At 34.7% G+C, this 15,753-nt stretch carries 13 protein-coding genes; 8 read left to right on the top strand and 5 right to left on the bottom strand.

Features of this window, described 5'->3' with window-relative positions; genetic code table 11:
- Nucleotides 1-33 precede the first annotated feature (33 nt).
- Entirely contained in the window at nucleotides 34-2,259 is a 2,226-nt protein-coding gene (locus tag SCB73_RS01415; protein ID WP_320568412.1) for a B12-binding domain-containing radical SAM protein, read from the top strand.
- Nucleotides 2,260-2,268: 9 nt separating this feature from the next.
- Here SCB73_RS01415 and SCB73_RS01410 read toward each other — a convergent pair whose 3' ends face one another.
- Complete coding sequence (locus tag SCB73_RS01410; protein ID WP_320568411.1) at nucleotides 2,269-2,805, bottom strand: hypothetical protein; 537 nt, start codon at nucleotides 2,803-2,805, stop codon at nucleotides 2,269-2,271.
- 91 nt (nucleotides 2,806-2,896) lie between these two features.
- Nucleotides 2,897-3,661, bottom strand: coding sequence for an MBL fold metallo-hydrolase (locus SCB73_RS01405; protein WP_320568410.1), 765 nt, complete (start codon nucleotides 3,659-3,661; stop codon nucleotides 2,897-2,899).
- Between the two features lie 94 nt (nucleotides 3,662-3,755).
- Here SCB73_RS01405 and SCB73_RS01400 point away from each other — a divergent pair, with 94 nt between their 5' ends.
- Nucleotides 3,756-4,061, top strand: a complete 306-nt coding sequence (locus SCB73_RS01400) for a GIY-YIG nuclease family protein (RefSeq protein WP_320568409.1) — start codon at nucleotides 3,756-3,758, stop codon at nucleotides 4,059-4,061.
- 188 nt (nucleotides 4,062-4,249) lie between these two features.
- Here the strand turns inward: SCB73_RS01400 and SCB73_RS01395 are convergent, their stop codons facing one another.
- A complete protein-coding gene (locus tag SCB73_RS01395) occupies nucleotides 4,250-4,936 on the bottom strand; it encodes a response regulator transcription factor (protein ID WP_320568408.1) in 687 nt (228 codons plus the stop codon).
- Entirely contained in the window at nucleotides 4,933-6,195 is a 1,263-nt protein-coding gene (locus SCB73_RS01390) for a sensor histidine kinase (RefSeq protein WP_320568407.1), read from the bottom strand. Before SCB73_RS01390 ends, SCB73_RS01395 begins: the two co-directional genes overlap by 4 nt.
- Nucleotides 6,196-6,360: 165 nt before the next feature.
- Between SCB73_RS01390 and SCB73_RS01385 the strand changes: the two genes are divergently transcribed.
- Together SCB73_RS01385 and SCB73_RS01380 are read left to right on the top strand one after the other, a co-directional pair.
- On the top strand, nucleotides 6,361-6,774 hold the full coding sequence (locus tag SCB73_RS01385; protein ID WP_320568406.1) for a DUF1573 domain-containing protein: 414 nt from the start codon (nucleotides 6,361-6,363) through the stop codon (nucleotides 6,772-6,774).
- A 155-nt stretch (nucleotides 6,775-6,929) separates the two neighbouring features.
- Nucleotides 6,930-8,507 (top strand): L,D-transpeptidase family protein, encoded by a 1,578-nt coding sequence (locus SCB73_RS01380; RefSeq protein ID WP_320568405.1) that lies wholly within the window; start codon nucleotides 6,930-6,932, stop codon nucleotides 8,505-8,507.
- Between the two features lie 95 nt (nucleotides 8,508-8,602).
- Here SCB73_RS01380 and SCB73_RS01375 read toward each other — a convergent pair whose 3' ends face one another.
- Nucleotides 8,603-9,112, bottom strand: coding sequence for a C40 family peptidase (locus tag SCB73_RS01375; protein WP_320568404.1), 510 nt, complete (start codon nucleotides 9,110-9,112; stop codon nucleotides 8,603-8,605).
- Between the two features lie 205 nt (nucleotides 9,113-9,317).
- On the opposite strand from SCB73_RS01375, the gene SCB73_RS01370 reads away from it, so the two are divergent.
- The 4 genes from SCB73_RS01370 (at nucleotide 9,318) to SCB73_RS01355 (ending at nucleotide 15,594) form a co-directional block, all read left to right on the top strand.
- Nucleotides 9,318-10,412, top strand: coding sequence for an SGNH/GDSL hydrolase family protein (locus SCB73_RS01370; protein WP_320568403.1), 1,095 nt, complete (start codon nucleotides 9,318-9,320; stop codon nucleotides 10,410-10,412).
- Complete coding sequence (locus SCB73_RS01365) at nucleotides 10,402-11,784, top strand: sialate O-acetylesterase (RefSeq protein ID WP_320568402.1); 1,383 nt, start codon at nucleotides 10,402-10,404, stop codon at nucleotides 11,782-11,784. Before SCB73_RS01370 ends, SCB73_RS01365 begins: the two co-directional genes overlap by 11 nt.
- 345 nt (nucleotides 11,785-12,129) lie before the next feature.
- Nucleotides 12,130-14,427, top strand: coding sequence for a beta-glucosidase BglX (gene bglX, locus SCB73_RS01360; protein WP_320568401.1), 2,298 nt, complete (start codon nucleotides 12,130-12,132; stop codon nucleotides 14,425-14,427).
- A gap of 210 nt (nucleotides 14,428-14,637) precedes the next feature.
- On the top strand, nucleotides 14,638-15,594 hold the full coding sequence (locus SCB73_RS01355) for an aldo/keto reductase (protein WP_320568400.1): 957 nt from the start codon (nucleotides 14,638-14,640) through the stop codon (nucleotides 15,592-15,594).
- Nucleotides 15,595-15,753 lie beyond the last annotated feature (159 nt).

Below are 15,753 nucleotides of genomic sequence, written 5' to 3'. Positions count from 1 at the left end.
ATAACCCGTATTTTTGCAGAAAAATAATTCCCTTTGAAAACAAAGCTTTTTGTCATTACGCCGCCTTTTACGCAACTGAATACTCCGTATCCAGCAACGGCGTATATAAAAGGTTTTTTGAATACCAAAAATATTGAATCAGTTCAGGCTGATTTGGGTATTGATGTGATTTTGGAATTGTTTTCGAAAAAAGGACTTTTAGATTTGTTTCAGGTTTCAAGTTTCAAGTTAGAGGTTGTTGGAAACGAAATTTCAGATAACTCCAAAAGAATCTTTGCTTTACAGGATGAATACATTAAAACTATAGATCCTGTAATTCAGTTTCTGCAAGGGAAAAATCCAACTTTGGCCTTGCAGATTTGTCAGGAAGATTTCTTGCCCGAAGCTTCTCGCTTTGCACAATTGGAAGAACTCGATTGGGCTTTTGGAACAATGGGAACCCAAGACAAAGCAAAGCATTTAGCCACTTTGTATCTTGAAGACATTTCAGATTTTATTGTAGAATGTGTCGATGAGAATTTTGGCTTCAGCCGATACGCAGAACGTTTAGGCCGAAGTGCCAATTCTTTTGACGAATTATATTTGGAACTTCAAAAAGAACCAACTTATATTGATTCAATTTTAATCTCGCTTTTAAAAACTAAAATTGAAGCGGTAAAACCAACCTTATTTTTAATTTCAGTTCCGTTTCCAGGAAATTTATATAGTGCGTTTCGATGTGCACAATGGGTAAAACAACATCATCCTCAAATCAAAATTTCGATGGGTGGCGGTTTCCCAAATACCGAATTGCGTTCACTTTCAGATAGACGTGTTTTTGAGTTTTTTGACTTTATTACTCTGGACGATGGAGAAGTACCAATTGAAGAATTAATTTTCAATTTAGAAAACCCAAATTCTGCCACTTCGAGCGAAGTCGAGAAGCGTTATAAAAGAACTTTTTTATTAGAAAATGGAGAAGTCGTTTACAAAAACAATTCGTTAAAACACGATTACAAACAATCGCAAGTTGGAACTCCAGATTATTCAGATTTGTCTTTAGACAAATATATTTCGGTCATTGAAATTGTAAATCCAATGCATAGAATGTGGAGCGACGGACGCTGGAATAAACTGACGATGGCGCACGGCTGTTACTGGGGGAAATGTACATTTTGCGATATTTCATTAGATTACATCAAAGTTTATGAGCCCGTTGCCGCAAGTTTGCTTTGTGATCGAATGGAAGAATTGATAACACAAACAGGTCAAAATGGTTTTCATTTTGTTGATGAAGCCGCGCCACCTGCATTAATGCGTGCAGTAGCTCTCGAAATTTTAAAGCGAAAACTCGCTGTAACTTGGTGGACGAATATTCGTTTTGAAAAAAGTTTTTCGAAAGATTTATGTTTATTATTGAAAGCTTCCGGATGCATTGCAGTTTCCGGAGGTTTAGAAGTCGCGTCAGATAGACTTTTGAAATTAATTGATAAAGGTGTTACGGTTGAGCAAGTTGCAAAAGTGACGCGTAATTTTACCGAAGCCGGAATTATGGTGCATGCGTATTTAATGTACGGATATCCTACACAAACGATTCAGGAAACTGTTGACAGCCTTGAAATGGTTCGCCAATTGTTTGAAGCTGGCGTTTTGCAATCGGGATTTTGGCATCAGTTTGCTTTGACGGCGCACAGCCCAGTTGGATTGTATCCAGAGAAATTTGGCGTGACCAAAAAAACTGAAGCAATTGGAACTTTTGCTAATAATGATATTGAATACCATGATTCTACAGGAATCAATCACGACAAATTCAGTTTCGGATTAAAGAAATCACTTTTCAATTTCATGCACGGAATTTGTTTTGACTATGAACTCCAAGATTGGTTTGATTTTAAAATTCCGAAAACAAAAATCCATCCCGATTTTATTTTCAATGCTTTAGAAGAGCAGAATGAATTCAATACAAAACCAAACGCAAAAGTTGTTTGGTTGGGAGGAAAACCTTCTGCAGAAATTTTCACAAAATCAAAAAAAGGAAGAAGCTGGGAAATGATGTCGTTGACTTTTCATGACAAAAAAGAAAGCTTTACCATTCAAACCAGCAAAGATGAAGGCGAATGGTTGCTTTCGATTTTGACAAATATTTCGGTTTCAGGTTCCAAAAATTATACTTTCCAGGAAGTAAAAAATGACTTTGAAATGCAATTAGAGGATTTTGAATTGTTTTGGTATTCAAAACCTGTAAACACGCTGAGAGAATTTGGATTGCTTGTTCTTTAAAAGCAACAATTAATTTTTGGTTGCCCAATAATGAAGATCTCTTTCTAAATCATAAATCATTCTTTTTACACTTCGTCTGATAATAAAATAGGGAATTCCTAACATTAAAGACATATGGAATAAAATAAAAGGAAGAAAAAAATAGGCTCCAGGTCCAGAATCTCCACTGGGAGTAAAGAATGAAGCTATAATAAAAATAGAATAAAATAGCAGCAACATCCCTACCAAGAAAAGCATTCTTTTTCTAAAGCCACGAATCTCGGCGTTTATGTTCAAATGATTGCTATTTTCAGAAAACTGGCCAATTACTTTTGCAAATGAATAATTGGTATCAAACAATTTCCTTCTTTTTTTAAGTTCAAAGATGTTGTTGGAAATATTGCCTTTGTATTCATTTCTGCTGGATTCAAAAACTTCAAAAGGACTAAACCCTAAATCAGATTGATCAACGTGATTTCTGAATTTTTGAATAAAATCGATTTTTGAAATGGGTAATTGAATCGTAATGTCTTTAATTAATTGTAATTTTCTTAAAAAATCGTCCATTTTAATACTATATTTGGTTCGCAAACCAAATATAGTATTAAAATGATATCCTCAAAATAAAGAAATCTAAAATGAGATTTTTATTTTCAAATTAATATTCAACCAAAGTTCCATCGGCTGGAATTGCAGTTTTAGATAACAAATCATTTTCCGAAAGTGCTTTCTTTAATTCTTCACGAGTTGTAGGGCAATGATTTAAGGCTTCCAGATGATTAGCAAAAACTTTTCCTGGAGCAAGCGCAGCAAATTTCAAAATATCGTTCATTCGCATTAATAACGGCTGTCCAAAATCAAGTCTGGCGGTTCCGCAGGCAACGGTTGCGATATCTGGTTTAAGTTCGATTAATGCTTTTTGAACATCATTGGTAAAAATAGTGTCAGAACTTATGTAAACCGATTTTTCATCAGCAAGCTCAATATAAAAACCCATTACACTACCCATAAGTTTTGCAATGAATCCGTAACCATGGAGCGCCGGAATTCCTATAATTCTTCCGTCAAGAAAATGCTGAGGTTCCCAATAATTAAGCGTTTGTACAATATTTAGCCCTCTTTTTGAAAGTTCTTTTTCGTCTTTTGAGCTGCAAATAACCGCTATGCTTTTTCGTCTTAAAAAAACCTCTCCGGCTTTGTCAATATGATCTGGATGTAAATGCGTAATTAAGCAATGCGTTACTTTGCTCAAAATTTCTCTGCTGTTTTTTGGCAATGCAACCAGCGGATTTCTTTTTGGCTTATAACGAAAGATGGTAAATGGCGGGATTGTTTTTCTTTTTCCCAACATTGGGTCAACCAGAATTACATGTTTTTCTGTTTCAATTACTAAAGTCGCATTTCGCAAATGATGTATTTTCATATCTGACAAAATTAGAACTTAAAAATACAAAGATTTTTCAAAATCCATTTACAGATTTTTCTTTATTTTTAATGGAATTGTTATTTTTGAGTTTATGTATTTACAAGAAGGTTTTCATACTTATTTCATTTATATTCTTACAAACAAGGCGAAATCTGTTTTTTATATCGATGTTACAAATAATCTTAAAAAAAGATTATTAACACACAAAGAAAATATTTTGTTGGAGAAAAAGACATTTGTCTCAAAATACAATGTAGAGTTTTTGGTTTACTATGAAAAATTTACGTGGATTCAAGAAGCGATTGCCAGGGAAAAAGAATTAAAAGGATGGAGAAGAGAAAAGAAAATTGCATTGGTAAAAACAATGAATCCAAATTTAGACTTTTTGGAATATTAGGAAGATTTGATATTTCAAGCTATCCAAGTTTCAACAGTTAGTATTGTCATTCCGACGAAGGAGGAATCTCCACAAGTAGCTCGCCAAAGATTGCGAAAACTATGCGGAATAACGTCGCGGAGATTCCTCCTTCGTCGGAATGACAAAACGTTGTCGTTCTGTGGTGTTAATTTGGTAGGATACGATTACTACGCAATAGAAAAACGAAACCCTATTCCGTGCAGGTTTTCAATAGAAATATCTTTTTCGTTTACCAAAATTTTGCGGAGGCGCGAAATAAAAACATCCAGGCTTCGACCCATAAAATAATCGTCAGTTCCCCAAAGTGCGGTCAAGATTTGTTCTCTTTTTAAAACTAAATTTTTGTTGTCCAGAAAAAGTTTCAGCAACTCAGCTTCGCGCTGCGTCAGACTTATTTTTTCATCTTCGTTAAAAAGAATAAAATTGTTGGTGTCAAAATTATACTTTCCAATTTCATAAACCGATTTTTCAAGCGGAACATTTTTCTGCGAACGCTTTAAGAAAATTTCAATTTTCAAAAGCAATTCTTCAATGCTGAAAGGCTTTACCAAATAATCATCGGCGCCCAAACGCAAGCCTTTGATTCGGTCTTCTTTTAGTGTTTTTGCCGAAAGGAAAATAATCGGAACATCAGTATTTAATTTTCTGACTTCGGTGGCTAAATCAAAACCGTCCATTTTGGGCATCATGATATCAAAAATACAAATGTCGAATTTTTCTTTTTTGAAGTTTTGCAAACCAGATTGCCCGTCAGAACAATGCACAACATTATAGTTGTTTTGTTCCAAATTGTCTTTGGTCAAAAACGCTAAAGTTTCATCATCTTCGGTATAAAGTATCTTGAATTGTTTCATTTTTTATAAGGAATTGATAAAGTTATAGTGATGCCTTTTTCTTGATTGTTTTCGGCTTTAATTTTCCAGTTCAAAAGATTGCAGATTTCTTTTACATAATATAAACCAAGTCCAAAACCGTTTAATTCATTACTTTTCTCGTTTTTTACGCGATAAAATTTATCAAAGATAAAAGAAATGTTTTTAACAGGAATTCCAATTCCGTTATCAATAAAAGCCAATTTTAGGGTTTGGTTTTGCTGTGTAATCTGAACTAAAATTTCTGGTTTGTCTGTACAGTATTTTACGGCATTATCGAGCAAATTGTAAACCAAGTTATTAAAATGGAAAACGTCTGTTTCGATTTTATAATCTGCCGAAGTCGTTTCAATTTTAATAGAAGCTTCGGGATATTTTAATTGAATGTTTTCAATCGTTTCTTCGATAATCGGAACAATTAAAACAGTTTCTTTTTTTATTTCCAAAGGCGCATAATCTGACTTTGCAATATTCAAAATCTTTTCGATATGACTATTCAGTTTATTGCTCTGGTTGATAATAATATCGGTATAAGTGTGTAGTTTTTTATCTTCTTTGATTGGATTTTGCTCAATTAAATATTTCGAAGCAATCAAAATCGATGACAATGGCGTTTTAAATTCATGCGTCATATTATTGATGAAATCTCTCTGAAGCTCGGAGTATTTTTTTTGCTGTAAAAGCTTGAAAATAGAATACACATAAATGAGCAAAATCAAAATTAGCGCTGTAGAAAGTACAAACCAAAAACGCATTGAACTAAACAAATACGTCGTTTCATTTGGGAAACGAACAGCGAAATAATAAACCAGATTTTTATGTTTCGGGAAATATACGGTTTTGTTTTGTTTTCCTTTTTTGGATAAAGAAACATAATCGCCATAAACCATTTCATCGCTCTGGCAATTGTACATCGCATATTCAAAATCGGTTGTGATGTTCATTTTTTTGAATTCGGATTTCAGATAAAATTCTAAAATATCAGGTTCAAAATCATTCTCGATGTTGACAATATAATAATCGTTCGAAATTTTTTGGACGGGATTTTGGCAAGAATGTTCATGATCTGTTCCTTCATACAATTTGCGGGAAACTTCAAGCAAGGCAATGTGAGCCTTTTGGCTCAGCTTTTTTTGTTCCAATGTAAAAGCCTCTTTTGTCCAAAGCAATTGCGCTACCAAGATGCTAATAATGGCAATTAATCCGAGAAGGATGATACTATTGAGTCTGTTTATTTTCAAGAAAAATGGCATTTTAAAAGTGTAATATTAATCAAATTTATGCTTAAAAACACTCCTTAACAAGTCGTTAACAAAGATTTGAAAGCGGTTAACAGCGATTTGATTTATTCTGAAATACTTTTGAAATACAAATTTAGAACTATAAATCACTAAAAATATTTAACTATGAAAATGATCAAAATCTCCATGTTAGCTTTGGCATTAGGTTTAATGTCTTTCTCAGCTGTTGCGCCAGTAAAATCATTAGTTTCAGAAACTAAAATTGTAGAAACAGCTTCAACAATTGTTTGGAAAGCTGAAACAATCGATGTTGGACAAATTCCGCAAGGAACTCCAAAAGCAATTGTTTACGAATTCAAAAACACAGGAAAAACAGCAGTTGTAATCACAAATGTGCAAGGATCTTGCGGTTGTACTGCGACAGATTATACAAAAGAGCCAATTCAACCAGGAAAAACAGCCAAAGTTACTGCAACATATAATGCAGCAAACAAAGGCGCTTTTACAAAAACGGTGACGGTTACAACAAGTGCTGAAACAACTCCAAAAGTTCTGACTTTAAAAGGAACTGTTATTTAATTGAATTTTAATAGGTTGGTTATATCGTAAGCCTCAAATACATGCTGTATTTGGGGCTTTTTTTGTTTGTTTCTGGATTGGAGATTTGTCAAAAAAATCATTTTGGAAAAGTTTATTTTTATGAAAACTTTTCTATTTTTATTAAAAATTTTATTATGAAAATCTGGTATCAGTTTATTGCCGCCGTTAGCCTTTTTGCTATTGTTTCATGTAATTCAAAAGGGGATAAAAAAGAAGAAAATCAAATAAAAGCCAAAGTTGAAATTCCTGAACTTCATCTAACAATTGATAGTTCAAAAATTGCGTCTTTTTATGCAACTTACCCGAAATTGGCCAAATTTCAAGATGAGGTTTTTGCCTTATACAACAAAAACAAATCAACTCAATTATGGCAGGATAATAAGGGCATCGATGAGTTTGCGCATACTTTATTCAATAAATACAAAGGTTTGGAAGAAGAAGGCTTAAAAGCAAATTTTCCTTATAAAGAAATCAATGCTGTTTTTGAAAGTAATACTGATAATAAACTTTCTAAAGAAAGCACAGATTTAATGATTTCAAATTTGTATTTCTATTATGCTGAAAAAGTATATTCGGGCGTTGACGAAAAAACTAGTATTTCGCTTGAATGGCTTTTGCCGAGAAAAAAGCTCAATTACCGAGCCTTGACCGATTCTATTTTTCAAAAATCGACTATAAATGATGACCACAAAAGCAAAATGTTCAGTCAATATTATAAGCTTCGAGATGTTTTAAAACAATATCGGGATATTGAAAAAAATGGAGGCTGGAAAACTATTGAAACAGGCGAAGATTATAAAAGCTTGAAATTAGGCGATTCATCAAATATAGTGGCTCAAATTAGAGAAAGGCTTTTTGTTACCAAAGATATCAAGGAAGATAATAAAAGTGCAGTTTGCGATACAGTTTTGATTAATGCATTGAAAAACTACGAACTGCATCACGGATTAACTCCAAAAAATATAATCCTGCCAGAACATATTGCAGAAATGAATGTTCCGGTTTCTGATCGAATCAAAACCATTATTGTCAATATGGAGCGTTGCAGATGGATTGATCCTGAATTGGAAAAAGGAAAAAAATACATCGAAGTCAATATTCCTGAATTCAGATTGTATATAATTGAAGACGCAAAAATTGCTTTTATTTCGCCAGTCGTGGTTGGAAAAGCGATGACGAAAACAGTTATTTTTAGCGGGATGATGAATAATATTGTTTTCAGTCCGTATTGGAATGTTCCTACGAGTATTATCAATTCAGAAATCAAACCGGGAATGGCAAGAGATAAAAACTATTTGCAAAAGAAGAATCTAGAATGGAATAATGGCGCCGTTCGTCAGCTTCCGGGAAAAAACAATTCATTGGGTTTAGTGAAGTTTTTGTTTCCAAATTCAAGCAATATCTATTTGCATGATACGCCAGCAAAAAGTTTATTTGAAAGAGAAAGCAGGGCGTTCAGCCACGGTTGTGTGCGCGTGGCAAAACCTCGTGAATTGGCGATCGAATTATTAAAAAATGATCCGCAATGGACTCCAGCTCGAATTGATAAAGCAATGCATGCAGGAAAAGAAAATTGGGTTAGCTTAAAAAAGAAAGTTCCAGTTTATATTGGATATTTCACCGCGTGGGTTGACAGAAAAGGTCAGATGAATTTCTATAAAGATGTTTACCAAAGAGACGAAAGTCTGCTTAAATTATTGACGGAAGAATAAATTTATGTTCGCCACGAATTACACAAATTCGCCCAAATTTTATACTCAAGACTAAAAAATAATTTGTGAAAATTTGTGAAATTCGTGGCAAAAAATTATCTATTTAAAACATCAATGCATTTATAAAAACGGTTCGTATAATGTTCTGTATCGAGCGAAGTGATTGTTACGCATTGTGCCTTTCCTGACGAGGCGTGAATAAATTTTGACTGCATGCCATTGGCTTCACAAATAATTCCGAGGTGGCCAATAATGGTTTTATCTTTGTAACCATAAAAAATCAAAATATCACCAACTTTAAATTCTTCTGGATTTAATTTAATTCCGATATTTTTATATTCGCTGGAACTTCTTGGTAAAGTCACACCATAGTTTTTGAAAACATAACTCACAAAACCAGAGCAGTCAAATCCTTTTTTTGGATCATTGCCAGAATATACATAAGGAGTTCCCAAATATTTTTTTGCGTAGGCAACAAGTGAGTCTCTGTCAGCATGATTTTCAGTTATTTTGAAAGAAACAGTAGTTGGTTTTTCTTTTTCGTGATTTTTAAAAGAAGAAAATAAGATAACTAACAGTAAAAAAAGATATAAGGATGACTTCATTTTTAGTATGACATTTAATCCATAAAAGTATATTGTTCTTTCCTGAATTCAAAGGGAAACGTCAAATTTATAAGATTTTACAGCGAAATTTGAAGTTTGATACATTTGTGGTGTTTTTTTATTACGTTTTGACATTTTAGTATCTTTTCAAATCAAGAGTTTCAAATATATTTGTGAATTGTATTTATATTTTAACAAATAAATTATGTTTCTCAAAAAAATACCTTTTTTAATTTTGTTTTTACAGTTTGCTGCCGTCTGTGTTTCGCAAACCCAAAATCAAAACAAAACTTTTTTATACGAAGGCCGAGTTGAAAAACTTCAAAATGATAATGTTGTTCTGATTGGAACAGCTTCTTCGGTTTCATTCAATTTTACTGGAAATGAATGTTCGATTTCACTTCAAAGCGTTGATTCGTATGAACATCATAATTATGTTGACTTGGTTTTGGATGGGAAATATATTGGTAAAATAAGGATTGAAAAAGGCATTGTGCAATCCTTCCCAATTAAAGTCACTTCGACTAAAAAAGAACATACACTGGAAATTTATAAAAATACCGAAGCACATACCGGAGGCATTTTATTTGCAGGAACAACCGCAAAACTGACTACAATTTCATTTAAAAAGAAAAAGAAAATCGAATTTATTGGAGATTCTATAACCTGTGCCGCCGCAAGTGATGCTGTGGATTGCGATAAAGGTGAATATATGGATCATCATAACGGATATTATGCTTATGGGCCAACGCTTTCAAGAGCTATTGGTGTTGATTATTTGACAAGTTCTGTTTCTGGAATTGGAATGTATCGAAACTGGAACGATGAGAACAAAGATGAAGCGATTATGCCAGATGTCTATCAGAATTTATATTTGACAAAAGACAATTCGAAACCTAAATACGATTTTGCTTTTCAGCCCAATATTATCAGTATTGCTTTGGGAACCAATGATTTTTCGGGAGGAGACGGAAAAAAAGAACGCTTGCCTTTTAATGCAGAAAAATATGTTTCGAATTATATCAATTTCATAAAAATGCTTTATCAGCATAACCCAAAAGCACAAATTGTAATTACAAATAGTCCGATGGTTGGAGGTGAAAAAGCAGTAGTTTTTGAAGATTGTCTGAAAAAAGTTAAAAACGCTTTCGCGGATGATAAAGCCCACAAGCCAATTTTGATTTTCAAATTCAAACCCATGAAGCCAAATGGCTGTCTTGGTCATCCGGATGTTGCAGATCAAAAAGTGATGGCAGATCAATATGGTCCTTTTTTAAAAAAGCTGTTAAATGAAAAATAATATTTTTAAGTTTGCTTTCTTTCTGTTGATTTCCAGTACCATGATGGCAAACGTTTCTCTTCCGAATATTTTTAGCGACAATATGGTTTTGCAACGCAATTCCGAAGTGAAAATTTGGGGTTGGGCGAATCCGAAAGAAGAAATCAAATTAGTTTCTAGCTGGAATAATCAGGAATATAAAACGGTTGCCAACAATCAGGCAAAATGGGAATTGTTGATTAAAACTCCAGAAGCTGGCGGACCTTTTACGATTTCGATAAAAGGTTATAATGAAGTCATTTTGAAAAATATTTTGATTGGAGAGGTTTGGCTTTGTTCGGGGCAATCGAATATGGAAATGTCTGCGAGTTGGGGAATTGATGATGGCGAAGAAGAAGCTAAAAACGCAACAAATCCAAATATTCGGTTTTTTACGGTTCCGAAATTAACTGCTACAAATCCGCAGAATAATTTGCTTGGAAATTGGACAGAATCGACTCCAGAAACCATGAAATATTTCAGTGCGATTGGCTACTTTTTTGCCAAACGCCTTCGCGAAGATTTGAAAAATGTTCCAATTGGATTGATTTCTTCAAATTGGGGAGGAACTCCTGCAGAAATTTGGATGCCGGAAGAAGTCGTAAACAACGATCCGCTTTTATTAGAAAATGCCAAAAAATTAAACGAACAAGAATACGGCCCAAGACAACCTGGACGTGCTTACAACGCTATGATTTATCCATTGGTTGGATTTAAAATTGCAGGAACGCTTTGGTATCAAGGAGAATCAAATGTTGGTTCTTTGGTTTATGATAAGACTCTAGGCGCGTTGATTACTTCATGGAGAAAGGAATGGAACGATGATTTTCCGTTTTATTATGTACAGATTGCGCCTTTTAAAACAGGAAGCAATAATTTCTCAAACGTAACTGTAAGAAATTCTCAAAGAAAATTATTGAAAGAAGTTTCTAAAATCGGAATGGTTTTGACTTCTGATATTTCTGATACAATCGATATTCATCCAAAGAATAAAAAGTCGGTTGGAATTCGTTTGGCTAATTTGGCGCTTGCCGAAGTTTACAAAACCAACTCTAATTTGGTTAACGGTCCGCTTTTTAAAGACTTTAAAATAGATAAAAATAAAGTTGTTGTTTCTTTTGATTATGCTGACGGATTATATTTCAAAGATAAAGTTTCGAATCAGTTTGAAGTGGCTGGCGCCGATGGAAATTTCTTTCCTGCTGAAGCTTCGATAAAAGATAATAAGGTGATCTTGACGAGTAAAAAAGTCACTCAACCAGCAAAAGTGAGATTTGCCTGGGGAAATACAATTCAGTCAGATTTGTTTAATAAGGTGAATTTGCCGGCTTCTTGTTTTAGTTCTGAAGATTGAGATTTTAGAAGAAAGAGGAAAGAACAAAGAGTAAAGATTTTAGATTTTTCTGCATTTTATGTCAGACTGAGCGGAGTCGAAGTCCCGCAAAGATTGGCGATTTTGTTTGTGGACTTCGACTCGGCTCAGTCTGACAAAACTTTGTATTGAAAAATAAAAACCGAAAAAGTTCTCATGAAACCGTTCGCGTGAGGGATAGCAGTGTAAAGCCCACAGCCTGACGAAGGAAGTGCGAGGACTTGAAGCGGATAGCCTCCCGATAGCTATCGGGACAAGTTCGCGCCCAAAAAAAGAAACTTAGGATCTCAGCATCTTAGAACCTTAGCCCCTTAAAAAAAACTAACCATGAAAAATAAAAAAATAATTATTATTGGGGTTTTGTCCCTGTTTACCATTGGAAATATGAATGCACAAAAAAAGCCATATCTGGATAAAAATAAAACTGTTGAACAGCGTATAGATTTGCTTTTGCCTTTAATGACTTTGGAGGAAAAAGTGGGACAGATGAACCAATATAACGGTTTTTGGGATGTGACAGGCCCAGCGCCAAAAGGAGGAACAGCCGAATTAAAATACGAGCATTTAAGAAAAGGATTAGTTGGTTCGATGCTGACGGTTCGCGGTGTGAAAGAGGTTCGCGCCGTACAGAAAATTGCGGTTGAGGAGACGCGATTGGGAATTCCGCTTATTATTGGTTTTGATGTAATTCATGGCTATAAAACGTTAAGCCCAATTCCACTTGCAGAAGCAGCGAGTTGGGATTTGGAAGCGATTAAAAAGTCGGCGGCGATTGCGGCAGATGAAGCTTCGGCATCTGGAATTAATTGGACTTTTGGACCAAATGTTGACGTTGCGAATGATGCGCGTTGGGGACGTGTGATGGAAGGTGCGGGAGAAGATCCTTATCTGGGAAGTAAAGTAGCTTATGCAAGAGTAAAAGGTTTTCAAGGAGAAACGGTTGCCGATTTGGCTAAAGTAAATACGATTGCGGCTTGCGCGAAACATTTTGCGGCATACGGTTATGTTGAAGCGGGATTGGAATATAATATTGTGGATATCAGTAATTCTAAATTGTACAATTCGGTTTTGCCTCCTTTTGAAGCGACTGTTGAGGCTGGAGTTCGTACGTTTATGAATTCATTTAATACGCTGAATGGTGTTCCGGCAACTGGAAATGCCTTTTTACAAAGAGATATTTTAAAGGGAAAATGGAAGTTTGACGGATTTGTGATTTCGGATTATGCTTCAATTCGCGAAATGATTGCGCACGGTTACGCAAAAGATGAAGCCGATGCAACGGCAAAAGCCGTGATTGCGGGTTCTGATATGGATATGGAATCGTATTTGTATGTGGCCAAATTGGTTGATTTGGTAAAATCAGGAAAAGTAAAAGAAGCTTTGGTCGATGATGCTGTTCGCCGAATTTTAAGAGTGAAGTTTGAATTAGGATTATTTGATGATCCGTATAGATATTGTGATGAAAAACGCGAAAAAGAAGTTGTTGGAAGCAAAGCTAATAATGATGGTGTTTTGGATATGGCGAAGAAATCGATCGTTTTATTGAAAAACGAGAAGAATTTGCTTCCGCTAAAGAAATCGGGACAAAAAATCGCTTTGATTGGCGCTTTGGCAAATGATAAAAACAGTCCGCTAGGAAGCTGGAGAATTGCGGCTGATGATAATACAGCGGTTTCAGTTTTAGAAGGAATGCAGCAATACAAAGACAATCAGCTGACTTTTGAAAAAGGTGTTGATTTATTAAAACAAAAAGCTACTTTTTTAACCGAAACAATTTTCAACACAGCCGATAAAAGCGGATTCGAAGCGGCGAAAATAGCAGCAAAAAATGCTGATGTTGTCGTAATGGTTTTAGGTGAATACGGTTTTCAAAGTGGTGAGGGAAGAAGTAGAACGGATTTGAATTTGCCTGGATTGCAGCAAGAATTATTGGAAGAAGTTTATAAAGTAAATCCAAATGTAGTTTTGGTTTTAAATAACGGCCGTCCGTTGAGTATTCCTTGGGCTGCGGAGAATGTTCCAGCAATTGTGGAAGCTTGGCAATTAGGAACTCAGACAGGAAATGCGGTGGCTCAGGTTTTGTACGGAGATTACAACCCAAGCGGAAAATTACCTATGTCTTTCCCTAGAAATGTTGGGCAAGTGCCAATTTATTACAATAAATACAGTACGGGAAGACCAACTGACAGTGATAAAAATGTTTTTTGGTCGCATTATATGGATGTGGAGAAAACCCCTCAATTTCCGTTTGGTTTTGGTTTGAGCTACACAACTTTCGATTATAAAAACTTGAAATTGAATAAAACTTCTTTTGCAAAAGGAGAAAGGGTTCAAGTTAGCGTTGAGGTTACAAATACTGGAAATTATGATGGAAAAGAAGTGGTGCAATTATACATTCATGATGAATATGCGAGCATCGTTCGTCCGATAAAAGAATTGAAAGGTTTTGAATTGGTAAACTTGAAAAAAGGTGAAACTAAGACAGTAAATTTTACTTTAACAGATGCAGCACTTGGATTTTATGATAATGAAGGGAAATATTTAGTTGAACCGGGGACTTTTAAAATAATGGTTGGAGGAAGTTCTGATAAAGGTTTGCAGAGTGGTTTTGAGATAAAAGAATAAAAGTTTTAATCTCGCAAAGTCGCAGAGGCGCAAAGTTTTTTTTCGCCACGAATTCACGAATGAATTATTTGAAAATTCGTGAATTCGTGGCGATTTTTAATTTTACGCTCATAAATTTGACAAATTTTTTTATCTCCTGAATCTGCAAAATCTGCGGGAGTTTTTTTGTATTTTTAAAATCTATTAAAATACCAACCTTAAATTAAAATAATGAAATATAACAGATGCGGAAAAAGCGGGCTATTACTGCCTGAAATTTCCTTAGGATTATGGCATAACTTCGGCTCAGTTGATAATTTTGAAAATGCCGAAAGTATTGCTATTGAGGCTTTTGATAAAGGAATAACACACTTCGATTTAGCAAATAATTACGGACCGGTTCCAGGGTCTGCCGAAGAGAATTTTGGAAAAATATTATGGCATAATTTTCAAGGAAATCTACGTGACGAAATCGTAATTTCTACCAAAGCAGGCTATACAATGTGGAAAGGACCATACGGAGATTGGGGTTCGAGAAAATATTTGCTTTCGAGTTTAGATCAGAGTTTAAAACGAATGAATATCGATTATGTAGATATTTTCTACTCACATCGTCCAGACCCTGAAACGCCAATCGAAGAAACTATGTTGGCTTTAGATCACGCTGTAAGAAGCGGAAAAGCTCTATATGTCGGAATCAGCAATTATTCGGCAGAACAAACTCGAGTTGCTGTTGATGTATTGAAACAATTAGGAACGCCCTGTTTGATTCACCAAGCTAAATACTCAATGCTACAACGTTGGGTTGAAGATGGTTTATTAGATGTTTTAGAAGAAAAAGGAGTAGGCTGTATTGCGTTTTCGCCTTTGGCACAAGGCCTTTTGACTGATAAATATTTAAACGGAATTCCTGAAAACTCACGCGCGCATAATCCGAACGGGCATTTGAGAGAAGATGAAGTTACGCAGGAAAGAATTCAGAAATTAATTCAGTTGAATGAAATTGCAGAGAGCAGAAATCAATCTTTAGCACAAATGGCTTTGGCTTGGTTGCAGAAAGATAAACGAATTACCTCTGTTTTAATTGGAGCAAGTTCTGTAAAACAATTGTGTAATAATATTGATTGTCTGCAAAATACGGAATTTACGCATGATGAATTGAATACGATTGAGAAGATATTAGCTTAATTTGCATTACATAATCTAAACAAAACTGGACTGAAGTCCAGCCCTACAATATAATTTGTTCCTTCGGAACGTAAAAGAGCCTTTGGCTCGATCCATATTGTAGAGCTGGACTTCAGTCCAGTTATTAAGAGATTTTTTTTTAATCAATCATCGAGAAAA

The organism is Flavobacterium sp. KACC 22761 (assembly GCF_034058155.1).
GTDB lineage: Bacteria > Bacteroidota > Bacteroidia > Flavobacteriales > Flavobacteriaceae > Flavobacterium.
This window is presented reverse-complemented; position numbering and strand designations above follow the sequence as displayed.